At 66.1% G+C, this 21,478-nt stretch carries 20 protein-coding genes; 16 read left to right on the forward strand and 4 right to left on the reverse strand.

Annotated elements, in window-relative coordinates; genetic code table 11:
• Positions 1-31 precede the first annotated feature (31 nt).
• On the forward strand, positions 32-583 hold the full coding sequence (locus KQ303_RS14345; protein WP_259730797.1) for a hypothetical protein: 552 nt from the start codon (positions 32-34) through the stop codon (positions 581-583).
• Complete coding sequence (locus KQ303_RS14350; RefSeq protein WP_259730798.1) at positions 583-1,473, forward strand: hypothetical protein; 891 nt, start codon at positions 583-585, stop codon at positions 1,471-1,473. Before KQ303_RS14345 ends, KQ303_RS14350 begins: the two co-directional genes overlap by 1 nt.
• Positions 1,474-1,543: 70 nt before the next feature.
• On the opposite strand, the gene bchL is transcribed toward KQ303_RS14350, so the two are convergent.
• The 3 genes from bchL to KQ303_RS14365 all read right to left on the reverse strand — a co-directional run bounded on the left by bchL (position 1,544) and on the right by KQ303_RS14365 (position 5,480).
• Positions 1,544-2,443 carry a ferredoxin:protochlorophyllide reductase (ATP-dependent) iron-sulfur ATP-binding protein gene (gene bchL / locus KQ303_RS14355; protein ID WP_094513214.1) on the reverse strand — a complete coding sequence of 300 codons (900 nt, stop codon included), beginning with the start codon at positions 2,441-2,443 and terminating at the stop codon, positions 1,544-1,546.
• A gap of 125 nt (positions 2,444-2,568) precedes the next feature.
• Positions 2,569-4,236 carry a ferredoxin:protochlorophyllide reductase (ATP-dependent) subunit B gene (locus KQ303_RS14360; protein WP_259730799.1) on the reverse strand — a complete coding sequence of 556 codons (1,668 nt, stop codon included), beginning with the start codon at positions 4,234-4,236 and terminating at the stop codon, positions 2,569-2,571.
• Entirely contained in the window at positions 4,227-5,480 is a 1,254-nt protein-coding gene (locus KQ303_RS14365; protein WP_094513221.1) for a ferredoxin:protochlorophyllide reductase (ATP-dependent) subunit N, read from the reverse strand. Before KQ303_RS14365 ends, KQ303_RS14360 begins: the two co-directional genes overlap by 10 nt.
• A gap of 232 nt (positions 5,481-5,712) precedes the next feature.
• On the opposite strand from KQ303_RS14365, the gene KQ303_RS14370 reads away from it, so the two are divergent.
• The 14 genes from KQ303_RS14370 to cbbX all read left to right on the forward strand — a co-directional run bounded on the left by KQ303_RS14370 (position 5,713) and on the right by cbbX (position 19,929).
• On the forward strand, positions 5,713-6,024 hold the full coding sequence (locus KQ303_RS14370; RefSeq protein ID WP_015107695.1) for a BMC domain-containing protein: 312 nt from the start codon (positions 5,713-5,715) through the stop codon (positions 6,022-6,024).
• A gap of 73 nt (positions 6,025-6,097) precedes the next feature.
• Positions 6,098-7,510, forward strand: a complete 1,413-nt coding sequence (locus KQ303_RS14375; RefSeq protein WP_259730800.1) for a form I ribulose bisphosphate carboxylase large subunit — start codon at positions 6,098-6,100, stop codon at positions 7,508-7,510.
• A gap of 86 nt (positions 7,511-7,596) precedes the next feature.
• Positions 7,597-7,938 carry a ribulose bisphosphate carboxylase small subunit gene (locus tag KQ303_RS14380; RefSeq protein WP_094513225.1) on the forward strand — a complete coding sequence of 114 codons (342 nt, stop codon included), beginning with the start codon at positions 7,597-7,599 and terminating at the stop codon, positions 7,936-7,938.
• A 147-nt stretch (positions 7,939-8,085) separates the two neighbouring features.
• A complete protein-coding gene (locus KQ303_RS14385; RefSeq protein WP_259730801.1) occupies positions 8,086-10,530 on the forward strand; it encodes a CsoS2 family carboxysome shell protein in 2,445 nt (814 codons plus the stop codon).
• Between the two features lie 265 nt (positions 10,531-10,795).
• On the forward strand, positions 10,796-12,232 hold the full coding sequence (locus KQ303_RS14390) for a carboxysome shell carbonic anhydrase (RefSeq protein ID WP_399233946.1): 1,437 nt from the start codon (positions 10,796-10,798) through the stop codon (positions 12,230-12,232).
• A gap of 1 nt (position 12,233) precedes the next feature.
• Positions 12,234-12,506, forward strand: a complete 273-nt coding sequence (locus KQ303_RS14395; RefSeq protein ID WP_094513236.1) for a carboxysome peptide A — start codon at positions 12,234-12,236, stop codon at positions 12,504-12,506.
• Positions 12,506-12,757 (forward strand): carboxysome peptide B, encoded by a 252-nt coding sequence (locus KQ303_RS14400; protein WP_094513240.1) that lies wholly within the window; start codon positions 12,506-12,508, stop codon positions 12,755-12,757. The genes KQ303_RS14395 and KQ303_RS14400 overlap by 1 nt, the downstream gene beginning before the upstream one ends.
• Before the next feature lie 43 nt (positions 12,758-12,800).
• Complete coding sequence (locus KQ303_RS14825; protein WP_399220288.1) at positions 12,801-13,613, forward strand: BMC domain-containing protein; 813 nt, start codon at positions 12,801-12,803, stop codon at positions 13,611-13,613.
• A 2-nt stretch (positions 13,614-13,615) separates the two neighbouring features.
• Positions 13,616-14,089 (forward strand): bacterioferritin, encoded by a 474-nt coding sequence (locus KQ303_RS14410; protein ID WP_259730803.1) that lies wholly within the window; start codon positions 13,616-13,618, stop codon positions 14,087-14,089.
• Positions 14,090-14,165: 76 nt separating this feature from the next.
• A complete protein-coding gene (locus KQ303_RS14415) occupies positions 14,166-16,016 on the forward strand; it encodes an NAD(P)H-quinone oxidoreductase subunit F (RefSeq protein WP_259730804.1) in 1,851 nt (616 codons plus the stop codon).
• A 25-nt stretch (positions 16,017-16,041) separates the two neighbouring features.
• Positions 16,042-17,577 (forward strand): NADH-quinone oxidoreductase subunit M, encoded by a 1,536-nt coding sequence (locus KQ303_RS14420; RefSeq protein ID WP_255101228.1) that lies wholly within the window; start codon positions 16,042-16,044, stop codon positions 17,575-17,577.
• Positions 17,574-18,707, forward strand: coding sequence for a CO2 hydration protein (locus KQ303_RS14425; RefSeq protein WP_259730805.1), 1,134 nt, complete (start codon positions 17,574-17,576; stop codon positions 18,705-18,707). The genes KQ303_RS14420 and KQ303_RS14425 overlap by 4 nt, the downstream gene beginning before the upstream one ends.
• Positions 18,708-18,730: 23 nt before the next feature.
• Positions 18,731-18,979 (forward strand): 4a-hydroxytetrahydrobiopterin dehydratase, encoded by a 249-nt coding sequence (locus KQ303_RS14430; protein ID WP_094513256.1) that lies wholly within the window; start codon positions 18,731-18,733, stop codon positions 18,977-18,979.
• Positions 18,979-19,929: a CbbX protein gene (cbbX, locus tag KQ303_RS14435; RefSeq protein WP_233133041.1), complete on the forward strand. Its 951-nt coding sequence runs from the start codon at positions 18,979-18,981 to the stop codon at positions 19,927-19,929. The genes KQ303_RS14430 and cbbX overlap by 1 nt, the downstream gene beginning before the upstream one ends.
• A gap of 53 nt (positions 19,930-19,982) precedes the next feature.
• Here the strand turns inward: cbbX and dnaA are convergent, their stop codons facing one another.
• A complete protein-coding gene (dnaA, locus tag KQ303_RS14440; protein WP_399233949.1) occupies positions 19,983-21,410 on the reverse strand; it encodes a chromosomal replication initiator protein DnaA in 1,428 nt (475 codons plus the stop codon).
• Positions 21,411-21,478 lie beyond the last annotated feature (68 nt).

A 21,478-nucleotide genomic window follows, 5' to 3' on the forward strand; every position in this document is an offset into this window, starting at 1 on the left:
TCCCCTTCTCTGTTCTTCGCCCAGCCTGTCGATGCCCCGCTTCCTGCGCTGGATCCTTGCCCTTGGCCTCGCTGCCGCTCTGGTGGGGGGCGCTGTGGTGCTGCTCCCCTTCTCCGACTGGCTCCCCGGCGGCACGGTGGGCGATGTGCCCGCCCAGCAGGTGGTCAACGGCACGGCATTCAACCGCCTGTTCCCGGCGGCCTCGCCGGGCGAAGAGCTGGTGTTCAGCCAGGAGAAGCGTGGCTTCAGCGAGGCCAGGCTGAAGCGAAGTGGCGAAGTGGTGGCGCTGTTGGCGATCTCCGACACCACCACCGCCCCCGAGGCCCGCGAGAAGTTCGCCGCCGCTGCTGACACCCTGGCCGGCTGGCCCCTGGTGGAGCAGGGCAGCCAGGCCAGCGCCGTGCTGGTGGGTGGCCGCTTCCAGGTGAAGGTGATCGGCCAGGGCGTCGGTCTCGATGCGCATGAGCGCCATGAGCTTCTGGAGAGCTTTGACCTCAAGGCCCTCGCTTCTGAGCGGCCCAGGCGGCTCGGCCCCTCGTCAAGCCCTGCCGCCACTGTCCCATCCCTTGCTCTGGTGCGCTGATGGCCCGCCCAACCGTGCTTGAGCGCCTTGAGCGTCTGCCCCGCCGGGGCCTCACCGTGCTGGCGCTCCAGGGCATCAGCACCCTGGTGCCCGGGGGGTGGACCAACCTCCGCAGCGCCGAGGACCTGATCAAGGAGGTGATCGGCGACGACGATCCTGCCCTGATCGCCCGCATCCGTTCCCGTGCCGATCTGCTGAGCCGTGCCCGCGGCGAGGGCTACGGCCGCGCGCTCAGCCTCTACGACGCCGTGAACCGTTCCCAGCACGCGGCCGGTGGGGTGCGGCTGCTCGCCAACGTGAGCGCTGGTCTGCCCTTGCTCAAGCGACTGGCAGATCTGACGCCGCCTGGCGACACCCTGCAGGCGGTGGATCTAAGCCTGAAGGTGGCGGCGGAGTTGCTGGCCTTCACCCAGGTCAATGGCCTGCCCGGCGACAGCTTCGGCGCCTTCGGCGCTGCCCTGGCCGACTATGCCGGTGAAGCGAGGGTGCGGATGGCTGCCTTGATCTGCTTCGATGCCCTGCTGCCGCTCGGTGATCAGGCTCTGCAACGCCTGGACGGCCTGCTGGGGGCGGCTGGCCAGAAAGATCTGCAGCGGCTGCCCTCCTACCGGCAGATGGCCGGTCTGATTCCGGGGCGCGGCGATCAGGCCCACCTCAGCTTTCTGCGCCGGGGCGTGGACCAGTGGCTGGGCTGGGCCGGCGGATTCACTGCTGAACTCGCCCTCACCGGCCAATCTGCCGTGCGGGCGATGGAATCAACGCTGGGACCGTGGCAGGGGCGACTGGATCAGTTCGCCGTGTTCCTGGACGCCTTTACCGACACCTATGCCCACACGGGTGTGCAGGCAGTGGCCCGCCGCCTGGTGGAACGGGCGGCTGCCGAAGTGTGAACCGCCGGAGTCATCGCTGCGGGAACGTGTCATGCCGGCGACAGGGGGGTGTGCCGCCGGCGATCCGTACTCAGTCGAAGCCGAGCAGATCGAAGATGTCCCGATCCTTGAGGGATTCGGCCTCCAGCGGTTCCACATCGCTGAGCATCTTCTGAGCAAGGCTCAGGTACTCCTGTTGCACCGCCTCCACTTCCGGGCTGGGTTCCATCTCAAAGATGGTGCACTTCTTCAGGCGTGATTTCCTGATGGCATCAACGGTTTTGAAGTGGGCCATCGTGCGCAGGCCCGTGCGCTCGTTGAACTTATCGATCTGGTCAGTTTCCTCCGAGCGGTTGGCAATCACACCACCGAGCCGCACCTTGTAGTTCTTGGCTTTGGCATTGATCGCCTGCATGATCCGGTTCATGGCGAAGATCGAGTCGAAGTCGTTCGCCGTGACGATCAGGCAGTAATGGGCATGCTGAAGGGGTGCGGCGAACCCACCGCAGACCACATCGCCCAGTACATCGAAGATCACCACATCGGTGTCTTCCAGCAGGTGGTGCTCCTTGAGCAGTTTCACCGTCTGGCCGGTGACGTAACCCCCGCAGCCGGTGCCAGCCGGCGGCCCACCCGACTCCACGCACATCACGCCGTTGTAGCCCTCGAAGACGAAATCCTCCGGCCGCAACTCCTCACTGTGGAAGTCCACGGTTTCGAGGATGTCGATCACCGTGGGCACCATCTTCTTGGTGAGGGTGAAGGTGCTGTCGTGCTTGGGATCGCAGCCGATCTGCAGCACCCGCTTGCCGAGCTTCGAAAAGGCGGCCGAGAGGTTGGAGGAGGTGGTGGATTTCCCGATCCCCCCCTTGCCGTATACCGCAATCACCAGGGCGCCGGTCTCGATGTTCATCGAGGCGTCCTGGTGCACCTGCAGGCTGCCTTCGCCGTCTTCAACGCGATTGGTGGGAGTCGTGAGCGTGGCTGTCATCAGCGCGATCCTTGCCTTGAAACGGGGCCGAACAATGGCTTGGTTCCATGCAAGGTCAGCACGGCCAAGCGTGTTGGCGCATGGTGCAAACCGAAACATCTCCCGGCTGCTCTGCGCTCAATCCCTCACTTGCTGTAATGCGCCTTGGCGTCATAGAGGACCTCTTCGGTGATCGCCACCAACCCGTGCTCACGGGCGAAGGTTTCGGTGTTGGTTTTCACCTTGCCACGCACGAAAAAGGGGATCTTGCGCAGGGCGGCTTCGCCGTCGGCGCTCCAGACCGCGACGCCTTCGGACACTGAGGGAGGTGCCAGTGTGGCCGTGGCGCCCGCTGCTCCAGCGCCATTGCCGGTGCCGTTGGCCGCCGCTGCCAGGGACGTCCCGGCCACCGCGGCCTGGACAGGCTCGGCTGCCGCAGCCTGACGGGGCGGCGCTCCCTCAGCCAGATGACTGCGGTGCCCTTCGACGAATTCGAAGTCGTGGCGGAACATGCCGATCAGGTGTTCCTCCAGGCCCATCATCAGCGGGTGTACCCAGGAATCAAAGATCACGTTCGCCCCTTCCCAGCCCATCTGCGGGGCGTAACGGGCCGGCACGTCCTGCACGTGCAGCGGAGCACTGATCACCGCACAGGGAATGCCCAGCCGTTTGGCGCTGTGGCGTTCCATCTGGGTGCCCAGCACCAGCTCCGGTGCGGCCTCTCCCATCGCCTTCTCCACGGCGAGGTAGTCATCGGTGATCAGGGCTTCCAGCCCCAGGTCCTTGGCTGCGGCCCGCACCTCGCGGGCCAGCTCGCGGCTGTAGGTGCCCAGCCCCACCACCGTGAAGCCGAGCTCATCGGCGGCGATGCGCGCAGCGGCGATCGCGTGGGTGGCATCGGCAAAGATGAACACCCGCTTGCCGGTGAGGTAAGTGGAATCCACCGAGCGCGAGTACCACGGCATCCTGGAGCGCAGGTCGGCCTCGTTGGCTTCGGGCGCTTCCAGATCGAGCACGGTGCTCAGTTCGTCAAGAAACCGCCGCGTGGCTCCCACACCGATGGGCACGGTGCGCACCACCGGCGTGCCGAACTGACGCTCCAGCCAGCTGCAGAGTGGCCCGGCCACTTCCGGATACAGGCAGACATTGGCGTCAGCTTCCGGCAAGCGCAACAGATCGGCAGGCCTGGCGCCCATCGGTGCCACGACGTTCACATCGATGCCGTGTTCGCTCAGCAGGCCGCGGATCTCCTTGATGTCGTCGCGGCAGCGGAACCCGAGCAGGCTCGGTCCGAGCAGATTCACCCGCGGCCGACGGCCTTCGGACCGCCAGCGATCGGGTGAGGGCCGCGGAGTTCCGGGCGCCGGCACCTGCTCGCGCAGCAGGCTGCGGCAGAGCTGATAGAGGGTTTCGGCTGCCCCCCAGTTCTCTTTCTTTGAATAGGCGGGCAGTTCCAGGTTCACCACAGGCACGCCGAGATTCATCCCACCGGCAAGCGCACCCGGCTGGTCCTGGATCAGTTCCGCCGTGCAGCTCTCGCCCACCAGCAGGGCTTCGGGCTGGAAGCGATCCACCGCCTGCTGGATCGAACGCTTGACCAGTTCAGCTGTGTCACCGCCGAGGTCGCGGGCCTGGAAGGTGGTGTACGTGACGGGGGGACGGCGATCTCGCCGCTCGATCATCGTGAACAGAAGGTCGGCGTAGGTGTCGCCCTGGGGCGCATGCAGCACGTAGTGCAGCCCTTCCATCGAGGCGGCGATCCGCATCGCGCCCACATGAGGGGGGCCTTCGTAGGTCCAGAGGGTCAGTTCCATTTCAGGAGTTGGCGGCGGTGCAGCGGACGGGCAAACAATTCGGCGAGATCGGCGGCCTGGTCGATGCCGTGGATGGGGCTGAAGACGAGCTCGATCGACCACTTCGTGGCGATGCCCTCCGCTTCCAGCGGATTGGCGATCCCCAGCCCGCAGACCACAAGATCGGGACGGGCGGCGCGCACCCGCTCCAGCTGCCGCTCCAGGTCCTGGCCTTCACTGAGCTGCGTGCCCTCCGGCAGCAGGGCCAGCTCTTCTGCCATCAGGGGGCGATCGAGATAGGGGGTGCCCACCTCCACCAGCTCCATGCCGCATTCGCGGCTGAGGAAGCGGGCCAACGGGATCTCCAGCTGGGAGTCGGGCATCAGGAAGAGACGCTTGCCTTCGAGTTGCTGCCGCAGTGGAGCCAGAGCCCGGCGGCCCCGCTCCACCAGCGGATCGAGCACCTCCGCCACGAGGCCGGGGTCGACACCGAAGGCGGCGGCGGCGGCGGCCATCCAGGCGCGGCTGCCCTCCACTCCCAGGGGGTAAGGGCTGGCGAGGCGGGTGGCGCCGCGGCGCTCCAGTGCCCGAACGGTGTCGCTGAGAAAGGGCTGGGCGAGCAACAGCTTGGTGCCGGGCCCAACGGCGGGGAGATCTGTCGACTGGCGTGGCGGCAGGCTGCGCACCGGCCCGACCCCCAGGCGCTCGAACAGGGTGAGGAAGCGGTCCTCGACGCCATCGGCCAGGGTTCCCACCAGCAAAAGCTGGCTTTCATCGCTGCTGGGCAGCAAGGGAACCAGCGCACTAAGGGCACCGTCTTCGCCCTGAGTGAAGGTGGTTTCGATGCCGCTGCCTGAGTAGTTCACCACCCGGACACGGCCGCGCATGCGAGTGTTGATCCGCTCTGCGGCCTTGGCCAGGTCAAGCTTGATCACTTCCGACGGGCAGGAGCCCACCAGGAACAGGGTGCGGATTTCGGGCCGGCGCTCCAGCAGGTCGTTCACCACCCGGTCGAGCTCTTCATTGGCATCGGCCAGGCCAGCCAGATCCCTTTCCCCCAGGATCGCTGTGCCGAAGCGGGGTTCAGCAAAGATCATCACCCCTGCCGCCGACTGCACAAGGTGCGCGCAGGTGCGGGAGCCCACCACCAGAAAGAAGGCATCCGGCATGCGGCGGTGCAGCCACACGATCGAGGTGAGACCACAAAAGACCTCCCGCTGGCCGCTTTCACGCAACAAGGGCGGCAGGGTTGGCGTCGAGGCCATGGGCACGGGTGTTGGTCCCTTCCTGGTTAATCCGTCCGGCGTCAAAGAGAGAGGAAAGCTGGCCACATCAGCGGTTTCCTTCACAGGGCGTAACGACCTGGAACCCATGAGCAGCGCTTATCGGGTTCACCATGGACGGTGATGGGAAGGGCCACCCAAATCGCTTGACGCAGGGGTACCCCGAAGAGCAGTGTTCCTAGCGAACCTCCTCCTCACAGTTCCGGAGTCGTCAATGGCGAATGAAACCATGGGCATCGCCCTCGGCATGATCGAGACCCGCGGCCTGGTGCCCGCGATCGAAGCGGCCGACGCGATGACCAAAGCCGCAGAAGTGCGTCTGATCGGTCGTGAGTTCGTCGGCGGCGGCTACGTCACCGTGCTGGTGCGCGGTGAAACCGGCGCTGTCAACGCTGCTGTTCGCGCTGGCGCTGACGCCTGCGAGCGTGTCGGCGACGGCCTCGTGGCAGCCCACATCATTGCCCGCCCGCACCGTGAAGTCGAACCGGCGCTCAACAGCAGCTTTGGTCTGGGCTCCAAGGACTGAGAGCTGAACCGCCCCTGAATCGAGGGCTGCCCAGCTTTCCCCTTCCCACCCGACCCACCACGAGATTTCCCCCATGAGCAAGAAGTACGACGCCGGGGTCAAGGACTACAGAGATACGTACTGGACTCCCGACTACGTTCCCCTCGACACCGACCTGCTGGCCTGCTTCAAGGTCACCGGCCAGGAAGGCGTTCCCAAAGAAGAAGTGGCTGCCGCCGTGGCCGCTGAATCTTCCACCGGCACCTGGTCCACCGTGTGGTCCGAGCTCCTCACCGATCTCGACTTCTACAAGGGCCGTTGCTACCGCATCGAAGACGTTCCTGGCGACAAGGAATCCTTCTATGCCTTCATTGCCTATCCCCTCGATCTGTTCGAGGAAGGTTCGATCACCAACGTGCTCACCTCCCTGGTGGGCAACGTGTTCGGCTTCAAGGCCCTGCGCCACCTGCGTCTGGAAGACATCCGCTTCCCGATGGCCTTCATCAAGACCTGCCCCGGCCCGCCGAACGGCATCTGCGTCGAGCGCGACCGGATGAACAAGTACGGCCGTCCTCTGCTCGGTTGCACCATCAAGCCCAAGCTCGGCCTTTCCGGCAAGAACTACGGCCGGGTGGTCTATGAGTGCCTCCGCGGCGGTCTTGACTTCACCAAGGACGACGAAAACATCAACTCCCAGCCCTTCCAGCGCTGGCAGAACCGTTTCGAGTTCGTGGCAGAAGCCGTGAAATCGGCGGAACAGGAAACCGGCGAGCGCAAAGGTCACTACCTCAACTGCACCGCCGCCACTCCTGAAGAGATGTACGAGCGGGCCGAGTTCGCCAAAGAACTGGGTCAGCCGATCATCATGCACGACTACATCACCGGTGGCTTCACTGCCAACACCGGTCTGTCGAAGTGGTGCCGTAAGAACGGCATGCTGCTGCACATTCACCGCGCCATGCACGCGGTGATCGACCGCCATCCCAAGCACGGCATCCACTTCCGGGTGCTGGCCAAGTGCCTGCGTCTCTCCGGTGGTGACCAGCTGCACACCGGCACTGTGGTCGGCAAGCTTGAAGGTGATCGCCAGACCACCCTGGGCTTCATCGACCAGCTGCGTGAATCCTTCGTTCCTGAAGATCGCAGCCGCGGCAACTTCTTCGACCAGGACTGGGGCTCCATGCCCGGCGTCTTCGCCGTGGCCTCCGGCGGTATCCACGTGTGGCACATGCCCGCACTGGTGGCGATCTTCGGCGACGATTCCGTGCTGCAGTTCGGTGGTGGCACCCACGGCCACCCCTGGGGTTCCGCCGCTGGCGCCGCAGCCAACCGTGTGGCCCTCGAGGCCTGCGTCAAGGCCCGCAACGCCGGTCGCGAGATCGAGAAGGAGAGCCGCGACATCCTCATGGAAGCCGCCAAGCACAGCCCTGAGCTGGCCATCGCTCTCGAAACCTGGAAGGAAATCAAATTCGAGTTCGACACCGTCGACAAGCTCGACGTCGGCTGATTTTCCCCAGTCCGTTCTGGCGGTGAACCTGTTTCACCGCCACTGCGGAGCTCCTCTGAACCTTCCCCTCCACTTCAAGGACCCCCATGCCCTTCAAGAGCACCGTGGGTGACTATCAAACAGTCGCCACCCTGGAGACCTTCGGCTTTCTTCCGCCGATGTCCCAGGACGAGATCTACGACCAGATCGCTTACATCATTGCCCAGGGTTGGAGCCCGCTCGTTGAGCATGTCCACCCCAGCCGTTCCATGGCCACCTACTGGTCGTACTGGAAGCTCCCCTTCTTCGGCGAGAAGGATCTGGGCGTGATCGTGAGTGAGCTCGAGGCCTGCCATCGTGCCTACCCCGATCACCACGTGCGTCTGGTGGGCTACGACGCCTACACCCAGAGCCAGGGTTCCTGCTTCGTGGTTTTCGAAGCGCGCTGAAGCGGTGTGGGTCCCGCTTCGGCGGGACCTCTTCCCCTTCCTTTCACTCCAAACGCTCCCAGTTCTGTTCAGTACCTCATCGCACGGTCGATCGGTCTGACGCTGCGCGCAAAGAACGTTCACTGGCACTTTCCTTACCGGGCGGATATGGCAACTCAATCCAGTCGCGAAGCGGCACTGGCACGTCGATTGGCACTTTCCACCGCCGGAAAGTCTGCTGAGAAGCGTTATTCCTCCAGCCCCAACCGGGTGCGTGGTGCTGCCGAAGCTCGCCCAGCCCGCACTGTGGAAGCGGCCCCGCCCAAACCTGCTGCCGTTGTCTCCGCTCCCGAGCGCCGCTCGCCTCGCTTTGAACAGCTCGGCGCCGCTCCCAGTGGATCCAGCCAGCGCTCGATTTCGTCGCGCATCGCCAACCCCAGCCGGGATCTGGTGCTGGCCCGCCGCGAAGCCCTCAGCAAGAAGGGAAAGCGCGCCGACACCAGCCGCGATCGCACCCGCAAGGAAGCGCCTTCCACCTCTGCTGCCGCCAAGCCAGCCGATTGCAAGTGCAAGGGCAAGACAGACGCCGCCGCTGCTGCGGCTGAACGCCCTGCGGCTTCAGACCAGTGGTCACTCGGCAGCAGCCGCACCGCCGGTCTTGGTTCCACTAGCTCTGCTAGCCGCAGCGACGATCGCCGCCTTTCCGGCAACCGCCGGGTGGCCCAGCACAACCCCAGCCGTGCCCGGGGCCTGGCCCGCCGCGAAGCCCTCTCCAAGCACGGAAAATCCGCCGCCACCAATGGCTCCAACGGCACAGCCGCCGTCGTGCGGCAAGGCAACCCCGAGATGAGCAGCCGCGAACTCGCCCAGCGCCTTCGCGACCTCAAGAGCAAGAACGGCGCCGGCGCCGTGGGTCCTTGCGGTGGCACCTCGCGGCCCTGCGGTCCCCGTCGTGGAGCCAACCGGCCCGTCGGCGCTCAGGACGCCACCTGGAAGGTGGGCGCCAGTGAAACCACCCGAGGTCAGGTGGTCACCGGCACGCAGGCCAATCGTTCCGAGAAGACCACCGGCAACGAGGCCAGCACCTGCCGGCCGGTCACCGGCACCGAATACATGGGCGCCGACGTCTTCCGCCTGTTCTGCCAGAACGAGCCCACCCCCCTGCAGCCCGCCAAGGTGCGCGTCACCGCTACCACCCATGGCAACCGCGTCACCGGCAACGAAGTCGGCCGCTCTGAGAAGGTCACCGGCGATGAGCCCGGTACCTGCAAGTTGATCACCGGCACCGAATACATCTCCGCTAACCAGGCGGCGGCTTACTGCGGCACCACCGGTTCCCCCAGTCCCCGCAAGGTGGGCCTCAGCCAGACCCTCGGTGGCCGCCCGGTCTCCGGTGTGATGGTGGGTCGCTCCGAGAAGGTCACCGGTGATGAGCACGGCGCCTCGGTACGCACCACCGGCACCCAGTACGTCGGCAACGACTCGATCGCCAGCCCCGGTCAGGCGCCGCCGAAGGTGGGCCAGGTGCACACCCTCAGGGGCACGGGCATCACCGGCACTCTCGTGGGCCGCTCCGAAAAGGTCACCGGCAACGAGCCGGGCACCTGCCGCCGGGTCACCGGTGATGAATACATCGGCAGCCAGCAGTACGAAGGTTTCTGCGGCGCGCGCCCCGAGCCGGAAGCGGCCAAAGTGGGCTTCAGCCTCACCGGCAAGCAGCAGATCGTCTCCGGCACCAACACCGGCCGCTCCTCCAAGGTCACTGGCGATGAGCCCGGCACCTGCAAGGCCGTCACCGGCACTCCCTATGCCGGCCTTGAGCAGGCTTCCGGCTGGTGTGCACCCGAAGCGGTCCGCACGATCCGCCAGAGAGTCCCCGTCGGCATGGGCACCCCAGGACCGCGCCTCAGTGGCCTTCAACCTGGCATCGGCGGCATCATGACCGGCGCCTCCAAGGGTGCCTGTGAGCCAGTCACCGGCACCCCGTACGTGGGCGCCGACCAGTTCAACGAGGCCTGCGGTGCTGCCGAGGGCCATGAGGCGGATTTCCCTCAGCCGCTCGACACCCAGCCCTGGCAACAGTTCAGCGTTCAGTCGCCGGCCCGCGCCGCCCATCAGCAGCGGGAACGAAGCCATGCCGTAACGGGAACCCGCTACGAAACCAGCGCCAGGATCACCGGCCCTTTTGATCTGGCCGGTGACAAAGTCACCGGCACCGAACAGTTCCGCTTCGACCGCCCCACCAGCCCCAGCGTGGTTGCCACCATCCCCATGGCCCGGCGCCTGGCCCCCGGCCCTGCGGTGGTTTCTGCTCCCCCGCTCGCTGAACCGGCAGAAGGCGAACGCCCGCTCTCACGGGTGACCGGCGAAGGCATCTCTGCCGGCCTGCACATCACCGGCGATGACTGGGACCGGGGCAAGCGTGTCACCGGCACGGAGGGAGCCTCGGCCCGCCGCCGCAATCCCACCCGCTCTGGTCCGATGTCGGCCATGGCTCCTGTTCAGCCGAAGCGCAACGACGAGATTGCCCAGCCCGTGAGCCGCGTGACCGGCTCCAGCGGTGGCACGGACAAGGGCTCCCTGATCACCGTTTCCGGTGGTGCCCGCGGTTGATGCTTCGTTTCGTCCCTTCGCTTGACTGCTGACGTTGGCTTCTTCGCGCCGCTATCCCTCCGTTGAGAGGCCTCTGGCTCCCACGGCTCCGCGGCGCCGTCAGGACCAGACCGGTATCCAGGCGATCGCGCCCGACTCACTCATGCGGGCGGCTCCACAGGAGTTGCGCTCGCTCGCTCCCGAACCCATCCTCCGGGCTGCCGATCCGCTGTCTCTGGCCCGCGCCAAGGCGGGCGCCCGCGGTCCGTTCCGTCCCACCCGGCCCATGCGCGGCCGTCGTCCGCTGCCAGCGGGGGCTCTCCACCCGCTCACCGATTCCGCTGCCAACGAACGCCTGCACGCCTACGACACCCAGGTGAAGGGGGCCTTCGACCGCATCGTGCCGGTGCTCAAGCGGCTCTCGGCGCTTCAGCACGAACCCGATTTCATCGCCCAGGCCCAGCAGCACGCTGCCGCCGAACTGGGCTTTGAGCTGCCCCTGCCCATCCTGGAGTCGGCCTGGGTGCAGCAGCTCGACATGCGCACCCTGTTCGCATGGTGCGTGTTCGAAACTTATGAACAGGTCAGTGGGGCTTTCTTCCGTGAAGACCCACTCGAAGCCCAGGATGGAACCCCGGCGGCTGAGGCCTTCAATGCCTTCCTGCTCGCGTCCGGTTTCCATCTGCTCGATGTGACGCCCTGCGCCGATGGGCGTCTGGCCCACGCCATCACCTACGCGCTGCGCCTGCCGTTCAGCTCCGTGCGCCGCCGCCCCCACGCCGGCGCCCTGCTGGATGTGGAGAACACGGTGGATCGCTGGGTGAAGACTGAGCACCTGCGTTACCGCGAGGGTCGGCCGAATCCCGCCCACGAGCCCACCCGCTACCTCAAGGTGGCGATGTATCACTTCAGTTCCCGCGATCCGCTGCACGAGGGCTGCGCCGCCCACGGCTCCAATGATGTGCTGGCCGCCGCTTCTGCCCTTGCCCGCCTCCGTGACTTCCAGCAGGCGGTGGAGAACAGCTTCTGTTGCGGCGCTTCGGTGGATCTGCTGCTGATCGGCATGGACACCGACACCGATGCCATCCGCGTACACGTTCCGGCTCAGGATGGGACCACGGATCTGGAGCGCTGGCTGGATGCCCGCCAGGCCTACGACGACACCCAGGCCCTGACTCCTGAGGCTGCCCGCCACAAGCTGCTCTCACTGGTGCGCCAAGCGGCTCCCGGTGAACCCGACGACGGCATGGTGGCACTGGTGGCCCGGCTTCTGGAGCACAATCTTTCCCAGATTGATTATGTGCGCACTTATCACGAGGGAGCCTATGTGGACGCTGGCCATGCCGAACGCTTCATCGGTGTTGGCATCGGTTTCAAGGAGATTCATTTGCGTAATCTCACTTACTTCGCTCACATGGACACCCTGGAGGAAGGCTCTGCAGACATGGATGTGGGCGTGAAGATCTTCAAGGGACTGAATGTGTCACGCGGACTGCCGGTGCCAGTGGTGGTGCGTTTTGATTATCACGGCAGCGTGCCGGGGGCTCGGGATCGGGCCATCCAGCATTGCCGCCGCACAGACGCGGCCATTCGCAGCCGCTACAGCCAGCTGTGTGCGGAGGGATTGCTGCAAACCCTGCTGACCGTGCGCGACCGTGATCAGCATGCCCCAGCCGAAGCCGTAGGGTCTTCGATCAGCTTCGGCACGGGAGGAGGGCACTGAGATGTTGATCTGCAAAGTGCTCAAGCCTCTGGTGGCCACCAATCGCATCGCTGAGTTCGAGCACAAGCATCTTCAGGTGGTGCTGGATGGCAGTTCCCAGAAAGTGGCGGTCGATGCCGTTGGCTGCATTCCCGGTGACTGGGTGATCTGCGTGGGTAGCTCTGCTGCCCGGGAAGCAGCCGGTAGTAAGTCGTATCCCAGCGATCTCACAATCGTGGGCATCATTGACCACTGGGATCCTGAATCTGGATCGGCCGAACGGAGATCTGCCTGATGGAGATCATGCAGGTCACCGGATCGCTTGTCTGCACCCAGCGGATCGAAGGTCTGCGTCACTGCCACCTGCGGGTGCTGCGCAACACCAAGGGCAAGCTCAGCGTGGCGGTCGATCCCATCGGCGCCCTGCCCGGCAACTGGGTGTTCACCGCCAGCGGCTCTGCAGCCCGCTTCGCCACCGGTAATCCCGACATCCAGACCGATCTGACCATCGGCGGGATCATCGACCTGTGGGACCCGGACGGTTGACCCTTCCCGCTCCAACTTCCATACCGTCCGTTCCTGCTGCCCCATGGCCACCCCCTCCTCCCGCCAGCCCTCGTCCCGCCGCACATCGCCCGCCGCTGCCGTGACCCCTCCCTCCACGACAACGGCGTCAGCGGATCCGGCCAAGGCCTTGCCTGCCGTCACCCCTGCGGCGGCCGCGCCATCGGCTTCAGCGGCCACTGCAGCCCCCGCACCCACACCCCAGGCAGCGGCCCCAGCCGCCAGCAGCACCCCTGCGTCCAGCAGCGCTGCTCCAACGGTGGCTGCCGCGGCTTCGCCGTCGGCTGTTTCCTCCGTGTCGGCTGGAGAAGCGTCCCCGCCGATCACCGTCCCGGCGAAGGCGATCGCCACCAGCAGCCCGGCCCGTTCGGCGCCGGTCCGCTCCACCAGCCGCCGCAGGGCGCCGTCCACACCCACCCCCCGGCGAGCGACCCCCTCCCGCGCCGCCACCCCCTCCTCTGCCAGCCGCGGCTCCTCCCGCGGCGGCAGCGGCACCCCCCCCACCCCATCCCCTACTGAGAGCACAGCCATGGCCTCCACACCGACCGGCATCGCCCTCGGCATGATTGAAACCCGCGGCCTGGTGCCGGCGATCGAAGCCGCTGACGCCATGACCAAAGCAGCTGAAGTCACCCTGATCTCCCGCGAATTCGTGGGCGGCGGCTACGTGACCGTGATGGTGCGTGGTGAAACCGGCGCTGTGAACGCTGCCGTGCGCGCCGGTGCCGATGCCTGCGAACGGGTGGGCGATGGCCTGGTGGCGGCCCACATCATTGCCCGCCCCCACTCCGAACTGGAGCCCGTGCTGACCTTCAGCGGCGCCCTGCGCAGGAGCTGATCATGCAGGCCGGTACCCATCCCCGGGTGCTCGGCTATCTCGGCCGGGCCCTCAGCCTGGAGCTCTCCGCGGTTCAGCAGTACATGACCCAGGCGTCACTGCTGAGCCTCTGGGGCCATGAGGAAGCTGCAGAGCGCTTCAGGCTCGACACCGCCGAGGAGATGCAGCATGCCCAGCGCCTCGTGGAGCACATGCTCCTGCTTGGGGTGGCTCCGGCCGCTTCGCAGCTCACGCCCGTGAGCGTTGCCGGCGACCTGGTCGGTCTGCTGCGGCGCAATGCCGAGCTCGAGCAGCGCCTGGTTGATCACTACGGGGAAGCCAGCCGTTTCTGCGCCTTGATCGGCGATACCGCCAACGGCCATTTCTTCCACCGCCTCTGGACGGAAGAACGCCTGCATGGTGAGCAACTGCACGACTGGCTCCACCAGTTGCTGGGCGACCAGCGCGCTTTCGTGAATCAACGCGCCACTTTCTGAGTGTTCGGCCCCCAGGCGGGCTTGGCACAACAAGACTGCTGAACGGTCCACGTCCCAACCCACCCGTCGCGCCACCTTGCTCACGGTCGCCGCTCCGCACCTGATCATTCAGCTGGCCTGGCTGATTCCTCTGTATGGCTTCGTCGGCGTCGTGCTGTCGCTGCCGTGGGCCTGCGGCTGGATTCGCCGCGATGGCCCCAGGCCGGCCGCGTACCTGAACATTCTCGTTTCGCTGGTGGCCTTCCTGCATGGCAGCGCCGTGCTGGCCGTCGTGCTGCGTGAAGGCCCCTTCGCGATCACGGTGCCCTGGTTTCAGGCCGCCGACCTCACCCTCTCGCTCAGCTTCGATCTCTCGCTCACCAGCCTGGCCAGCCTGGAGCTGGTGACAGGGCTGAGCCTGCTGGCCCAGTTCTTCGCGCTCGGTTACCTCGACAAGGAGTGGTCGCTGGCGCGCTTCTACGCCCTGGTGGGATTTTTCGAGGGGGCGATGGCGGGGGTGGTGCTCAGCAGTTCGCTGTTTCTCACCTACTTCCTGCTGGAGATGCTCACCCTCTCCACCTACCTGCTGGTGGGCTTCTGGTATGCCCAGCCGCTGGTGGTGACGGCCGCACGCGATGCCTTCCTCACCAAACGGGTGGGCGACGTGCTGCTGCTGATGGGGGTGGTGGCGTTGTCGGCGTGGGCGGGGGTGATGCGCTTCGACGACCTTTACAGCTGGGCGGCAGGGGCACAGATCAGCCCGCTGGCGGGCAATCTGCTCGGCCTGGCGCTGATCTCCGGGCCACTGGGCAAGTGCGCCCTCTTTCCGATGCACCTCTGGCTCGATGAGGCGATGGAGGGGCCGAATCCAGCTTCGATCCTGCGCAACTCGGTGGTAGTCACCTGCGGCGCGCTCGTGCTGCTGCGCCTGATGCCGATCCTGCAGCTTTCGCCCCTGAGCCTGGCGGCGTTGGTGGTGCTCGGCTCGGTCACCGCCATCGGCGGTTCGCTCGTGGCCATCGCTCAGGTGGATATCAAGCGAACGCTCTCCTATTCCACCAGCGCCTCGATGGGGTTGGTGTTCATTGCCATCGCCATGCAGCAGCCAGGTATTGCCCTGCTGTTGCTGTTCGCCCATGCCGTCGGCAAGGCACTGCTGTTCATGAGCATCGGTTGTGTGATCGCCACCACCAACTGCCAGGACCTCAGCGAACTGGGCGGTCTGGGTCGGCGCATGCCCGCCACCACCTGCGCGTTCCTGGTGGGGGCGGCAGGTACCACCGGCCTGGTTCCCCTCGGCTGCTTCTGGGCGCTGGGTCTGGATGTGCAGGCGATGCTGCGCAGCGCTCCCTGGCTGGCGGCGATCGTGCTGCTCGCCAACGCGCTCACCGTGCTCAACCTCACGCGGGTGTTCCGGCTGGTGTTCCTCGGCGCGGCCCAGCCCAAGACTCGCCGCACCCCTGAGGTGAACTGGCAGATGGCCCTGCCGATGGTGAGCCTCACCGTGCTGGTGCTGGTCACACCGCTGATCATGGTGGTGATCGACCCGGTGCCCGGCCTGGCCTCGTTCTCGCTGCCGGTGGCGCTCTCGCTGCTGCTTACCAGTGCCGGCGCCCTGGTGGCCGGCTGCCTGCTGCCGCTGCGCAAGGGCTGGTCGGTCACGATCCTGCGGCCGCTGCGCCTGCTGCAGGATCTGCTCGCCTACGACTTCTACACCGATCGGATCTACCGGCTCACGATCGTGGCGCTGGTGGCGGGGCTCTCGCGTGCCGCCGCCCGCTTCGACCGCGATGTGGTCAACGCTCTGGTGAACCGGGTGGGCAGCCTGTCGTTGGCCAGTGCCGAAGGCCTCAAGCTGAGCGTCAACGGTCACACCCAGACCTACGTGCTCACCGGGACCGTGGCGATCGTGCTGCTGCTCACCTCGCTCTCCTGGGTGGTGCGATGACCCTTCCTTCCGAACAAGTGCCGCCATGTTGAGCGGTCTGCTGCTGATCCCGCTGCTCGGTGCCATCGCCCTGCTGCTCTGGCCCGGTGAGGTGAGCGGAGAGCGTCTGCGTCGCACCTGCCTGGCGCTGCTGGTGTTGCAGGTGGCCTGGTCGCTGCGGGTGCTGTGGCAGTTCGACCCCGCCATTCCCGGCCTGCAGCTCGAGGAGATGGCGCCCTGGGTTGGCAGCCTTGGCCTCGACTACCGGCTCGGCATCGACGGCCTTTCGCTGCCTCTGGTGCTGATCAATGGGGCGCTCTCGCTGGCAGCGGCGCTGGTCACGTCCACCTCCACGCCGCGACCCCGCCTCTACTACGCCCTGCTGCTGCTGATCAGCGGGGCGGTGAACGGCGCCTTCCTCGCCCAGAATCTGCTGTTGTTCTTCCTCTTCTATGAGCTGGAGCTGATTCCGCTCTGGTTGCTGATCGCCATCTGGGGTGGCAGCAACCGCGCCTATGCGGCCACGAAGTTCCTCCTGTTCACCGCCGTGTCCGGTGTGCTGATCCTTGGCGCCTTCTTCGGACTGGCGCTGGCCACCGGCACGGCCGATTTCAGCCTGCAGCCGCTGCTGGGCCAACAGCTGGGTATGGGCCTTCAGCTGCTGCTGATGGGGGCCCTGCTGGTGGGGTTCGGCATCAAGATCCCGCTGTTTCCATTCCACACCTGGCTGCCGGATGCCCACACCGAGGCCTCCACGCCGGTGTCCCTGCTGCTGGCCGGGGTGCTGCTGAAGCTCGGCACCTATGGACTGTTGCGCTTCTGCCTTGGCCTTTTCCCCGATGCCTGGCAGTTGATGTCTCCATGGTTGGCGGGCTGGGCCGCGGTGTCGGTTCTGTTCGGCTCGCTGGCTGCGATTCAGCAGCAGGACATGAAACGGATGGTGGCCTACAGCTCCGTGGGCCACATGGGCTACGTGCTGCTGGCAGCTGCCGCTGCCACTCCGGTGAGTCTGCTGGGCGCGCTCTTTCAGATGGTGAGCCACGGCCTGATCTCCGCGCTGCTGTTCCTGCTGGTGGGGGTGGTGTACGCCACCACCGGCACCCGCGACCTGAACGTGCTGCGTGGCCTGCTCAACCCTGAGCGGGGTCTGCCGATCACCGGTTCGCTGATGATCGCCGGGGTGATGGCCAGTGCCGGCATCCCCGGCATGGCGGGCTTCATCTCCGAATTTCTGGTGTTCCGCGGCAGCCTGGTGCCCTTCCCGCTGGCCACCGTCCTGTGCATGGTGGGCTCGGGCCTCACGGCGGTCTACTTCCTGCTGCTGGTGAACCGGGTGTTTTTCGGTCGCCTTTCCCCTCCGGCCGACGACGTCGACACGCCCTTGCCGGCGGTGCCCCTGGCCCGACAGATCCCTGCACTTGCGCTCACGGTGGCGGTGCTGCTGCTCGGGGTGGCGCCGCAGGGACTGGGCACCCTTGCCACGGCCACCACGACGGCGATGAGCCGGGCGCCGCACAGCCTGGCGGCTCTGCCTGCCCCGGTGGTGCCTGATGGCCTGGTCGCCGGGGGGAGGGGGCGATGACCCGTCAGCCTGAAGCGGCAGCGATGCTGGAGCGCCTGCTCGCAGGGGTGCCGCTGCTCGATCACTCCGCCGAGCATCTGCTGGAGGTGGTGGCGGTGCTGGAGAGCTATGGGGAGGTGCTCGATGCCTACAGCCGCAACCTCATCCACCAGGCCCAGCGCGAGTTTCTCAATCCCTTCCCGGTGCTGCGCTTCCTCAACGGGGAGGTCACCCCGCAGCGGCTCTGGCGCCACCTGATCCACGACCGCATCAACTTCGAATACGCCGAGTATTGCCAGCGCCTGATGCTCTGGCATGGCACCGGCGGCCTTGATGCCTACCTCGATTCGCCTGCCTTCCAGCAGCATTGTGCCGTGGTGATCGGCCACAAGCGCCGCCGTGATCCGCTGCTGGCCCTGCTGGATCCTCTGTTCCCGGAGTTCCTGCCTGAGCTGATCCGCTCGGCGGCCACCGCCAGCGCGCTGGGCCAGTTCTGGCGGGTGATGAGCGATCTGTTCCTGGATCTCGCCGCCTCCCACCGCCGCGGTGAGGTCGCCACGATCGCCGCTGTGGTGGCCTTCATCCGCGAGGGGCTGGTGGCGGCTGCCGGCCAGCCCATCTGCTACACGGTGGAGCTCGATGGTGTGCCCTTCGAGATCCTGCCGCCTGCCGCCGGCCTCACCTTCCTGAGTGATGTGGCGGTGCCCTACGTGGAGGCGGTGTTCCTGCGGGGCAGTCCGTTCCTCGGCACGGTGTCGTTCAACGCGCAGGCGCGCCAGATCCCGATCGATCAGGCCTGTTTCCAGTACGGCGCGCTCTATGCCGATCCACTGCCAACCATGGGTGCGGGCATTCCGCCCAGCCTGCTGATGCAGGACATGAGCCGCCATCTGCCGGCGGCGTTGCTGCAGGTGTACCGCAGCCGGGGCCGGGGGGAGGGTGATCTACGCGTGAAGATCTGCGCCAGTTTTCAGAAGGCGATGTTCTGCGTCACCAATGCGGCGATCGACGGCACCTTTCCCCACCCGCTCTCCAGCAGTGACCCAAGCGAACAACAGGCCAACCGGGCCTATGCGATGGCCTGGATCGAGCGGTTGCGGGTGGCGCGCATCGACTGCCTGCCTGACCGATTGGCCGCCGCGGCTGGATGATTTCCCTGCAGTAGGTTTCCCAGATGGAGCAACCCTGGACCCATCGGCAGCGACCCGAACGTCTGGAGCGGCGGCTGGAATTCGGCGACTACGAAACCACCCGCGTCTTCCTCGAGCAGCTCAACGATCTGTCTGAGCGGAGCGGCCGCTTTCCGGACATCAGCTTCGGGCGCACCTACGTGAATCTCACCCTGCGCAGCGAAACAGAGGACGGCCCGATCGGTGAACCAGAAACCGCGTTCGCCGAGGCCATCGATCGTCTCGTGCCCTGATGGCCCCCTCCACCGTCGGCCCCAGCTCCGATCCGGTGATGGCGGATGACACCCCGGTGGATCTGCGGGCCGCCTACGAAGGCACCGGTGTGGGTGATGTGCTCGATCAGCTCGACCGTGAACTGATCGGGCTCAAGCCGGTGAAGATGCGGATCCGGGAGATCGCCGCCCTGCTGGTGGTGGAGCGAGCCCGCAAGCAGGTGGGGCTGGCCACGGCGGCCCCCAGCCTGCACATGTCGTTCACGGGGCATCCAGGCACGGGCAAAACGACTGTGGCCGAGAGGATTTCCGAAATCCTGCACCGGCTGGGGTATGTGCGCAAAGGCCATCTGGTCACGGCCACCCGTGATGATCTGGTGGGCCAGTACATCGGCCATACCGCCCCCAAGACGCGGGAGATGCTCAAGCGGGCCATGGGTGGCGTGCTGTTCATCGATGAGGCCTACTACCTCTACCGCCCTGAGAATGAGCGCGATTATGGCGCTGAGGCGATCGAGATCCTGCTGCAGGTGATGGAGAATAACCGTGATGATCTGGTGGTGATCTTTGCGGGCTATAAAGACAAGATGGATGTCTTCTATCAATCGAATCCCGGCCTATCTTCCCGTGTAGCCAACCATATCGACTTCCCGGATTACACTGCTCCGGAGTTGCTGGCCATCGCCAAGCTGATTCTTGCCGGAGAAAGCTATCGCTTCAGCGATGAGGCCAGCATCGCTTTTTCTGATTATATCCAGCGGCGTATGTTGCTGCCGTTTTTCGCCAATGCCCGCTCGATCCGCAATGCCATCGATCGGGCCCGCATGCGTCAGGCGAACCGGCTGTTCAACCACATGGGGCGCGGCCTCACCAAGCGGGATCTGATCACGATCGAGGCGGAAGACATCACCGCCAGCAGTGTGTTCCAGGGCCGAGTCGAAGGCCTCGATCGCAGCCTGCCGCTCACCTGAGCCAAGGGCCGATCAGCGGCTGCGGATTGGCGGCTGCAGATCACCACCAGCTTCTAGCGTCGGCGGCGGCCGTCGATCTGCAAGAGATCACGCACCTGCTGCAGCTGGCGGGCCAGGGAAGGATCGCTGGCCAGCTTCTTCTCCACCTGCTCCACGGCATACATCACGGTGCTGTGGTCCTTGCCGCCGAACACATCGCCGATGCGGGGCAGGCTCAGATCGGTGGTCTGGCGCATCAGATACATGCCCACCTGGCGCGCCTGGCTCACGGCCCGCTTGCGGCTGCTGCTGCGCATCTCCTCGATGCTGACACCGAACACCTCGGCCACCTTCTCCACCACCTGCTGCGGCGTCACCACCACCTCGTTGCCCACCGGATCGAGCATTGGCGCCACCGATTCCACCGTCATCGGCAGACCGGTGATCGAGGCGAAGGCCACGGCCCGGGTGAGCGCCCCCTCCAGCTCCCGGATGTTGGAGGTGAAGCGGCCCGCCAGGTACTGGATCAGGTCGCGCGGCAGGGTCATGCGTTCCTGCTCCGCCTTCTTGTGCAGGATCGCCATGCGGGTCTCCAGGTCCGGTGTCTGGATGTCGGCGATCAGGCCCATCGAGAAGCGTGAGATCAACCGCTCCTGCAGGCGGGGAATCTGGCTGGGGGGGCGATCGCTGGCGATCACGATCTGGCGCCCCGCCTCATGCAGGGCGTTGAAGGTGTGGAAGAACTCCTCCTGGGTGTATTCCTTGCCTTCGATGAACTGGATGTCGTCCACCAGGATCAGATCGGCGGCCCGGTAGCGGTCGCGGAATTTCTGCATGCCGTCCTTACGGATCGCCTGGATCAGGTCGTTGGTGAACGACTCTGTGGATACGTAGAAAACGCGCGCGTCCGGGTCGATCTCGACGCGGTAGTGGCCGATCGCCTGCATCAGGTGGGTCTTGCCCAGCCCGACCCCACCGCAGAGGAACAGGGGGTTGAACTCCCGCCCCGGCGCCTCCGCCACCGCCAGCGACGCCGCATGGGCCATGCGGCTGTTGGGCCCCACCACAAAGCGGTTGAACACATAGCGGGGGTTAAGCCCCGGCGCCGGCCGCCTGGGTGTTTCACCGCTGGCGGTCGCCGCCAGCACCGGGGCGCCGGAGGACGGGCCCGCCATCGCCCTGGCACCGGCGGCCACCGGCCCCCCTTCGCCGGCCATGGCCTCCGGCAGCCCATCAGGGCTCTGCTCAGGGACCGTCTGGGCGGTGGACACCTCTACGGCGACGCCGTGCCCGGCGAGCTCAGAGGCGACGGCGGCAATGGTGGTGAGGTAGTTCTTGCGCAGCCAGCCACAGGCGAAGCTGTTCGGCGCTTCCAACTGCAGCACCCCGTTGCTGAAGCCGGCACAGCGGGCTGGACGGATCCAGGTTTCGAAGGTGGGCTTGCTCAGATTGGCCTGAAGCGAATCCTGAACCCGGTGCCACAGCTGATCACCCTGCTGCACCACCACCCCAACGCCCGGGGGCCGAATATAGGCAGAGACCTTCCAGGCGGGCGGCCTCCGTTGAGGCG

This window comes from Synechococcus sp. CS-1333 (genome assembly GCF_025128015.1).
Taxonomy (GTDB): Bacteria; Cyanobacteriota; Cyanobacteriia; order PCC-6307; family Cyanobiaceae; genus MW101C3.

Bases quoted from the DNA above. Each gene is read 5' to 3' on its own strand.
- KQ303_RS14385 (WP_259730801.1), top strand. From the start codon at position 8,086: ATGGCAACTCAATCCAGTCGCGAAGCGGCACTGGCACGTCGATTGGCA.
- KQ303_RS14400 (WP_094513240.1), top strand. From the start codon at position 12,506: ATGGAGATCATGCAGGTCACCGGATCGCTTGTCTGCACCCAGCGGATC.
- KQ303_RS14365 (WP_094513221.1), bottom strand. From the start codon at position 5,480: ATGGCCTCGACGCCAACCCTGCCGCCCTTGTTGCGTGAAAGCGGCCAG.
- bchL (WP_094513214.1), bottom strand. From the start codon at position 2,443: ATGACAGCCACGCTCACGACTCCCACCAATCGCGTTGAAGACGGCGAA.
- KQ303_RS14390 (WP_399233946.1), top strand. From the start codon at position 10,796: ATGCGCGGCCGTCGTCCGCTGCCAGCGGGGGCTCTCCACCCGCTCACC.
- KQ303_RS14375 (WP_259730800.1), top strand. From the start codon at position 6,098: ATGAGCAAGAAGTACGACGCCGGGGTCAAGGACTACAGAGATACGTAC.
- KQ303_RS14430 (WP_094513256.1), top strand. From the start codon at position 18,731: ATGGAGCAACCCTGGACCCATCGGCAGCGACCCGAACGTCTGGAGCGG.
- KQ303_RS14410 (WP_259730803.1), top strand. From the start codon at position 13,616: ATGCAGGCCGGTACCCATCCCCGGGTGCTCGGCTATCTCGGCCGGGCC.
- KQ303_RS14360 (WP_259730799.1), bottom strand. From the start codon at position 4,236: ATGGAACTGACCCTCTGGACCTACGAAGGCCCCCCTCATGTGGGCGCG.
- KQ303_RS14825 (WP_399220288.1), top strand. From the start codon at position 12,801: ATGGCCACCCCCTCCTCCCGCCAGCCCTCGTCCCGCCGCACATCGCCC.
- KQ303_RS14370 (WP_015107695.1), top strand. From the start codon at position 5,713: ATGGCGAATGAAACCATGGGCATCGCCCTCGGCATGATCGAGACCCGC.
- KQ303_RS14420 (WP_255101228.1), top strand. From the start codon at position 16,042: ATGTTGAGCGGTCTGCTGCTGATCCCGCTGCTCGGTGCCATCGCCCTG.
- KQ303_RS14350 (WP_259730798.1), top strand. From the start codon at position 583: ATGGCCCGCCCAACCGTGCTTGAGCGCCTTGAGCGTCTGCCCCGCCGG.
- KQ303_RS14395 (WP_094513236.1), top strand. From the start codon at position 12,234: ATGTTGATCTGCAAAGTGCTCAAGCCTCTGGTGGCCACCAATCGCATC.
- KQ303_RS14345 (WP_259730797.1), top strand. From the start codon at position 32: ATGCCCCGCTTCCTGCGCTGGATCCTTGCCCTTGGCCTCGCTGCCGCT.
- cbbX (WP_233133041.1), top strand. From the start codon at position 18,979: ATGGCCCCCTCCACCGTCGGCCCCAGCTCCGATCCGGTGATGGCGGAT.
- KQ303_RS14425 (WP_259730805.1), top strand. From the start codon at position 17,574: ATGACCCGTCAGCCTGAAGCGGCAGCGATGCTGGAGCGCCTGCTCGCA.
- KQ303_RS14380 (WP_094513225.1), top strand. From the start codon at position 7,597: ATGCCCTTCAAGAGCACCGTGGGTGACTATCAAACAGTCGCCACCCTG.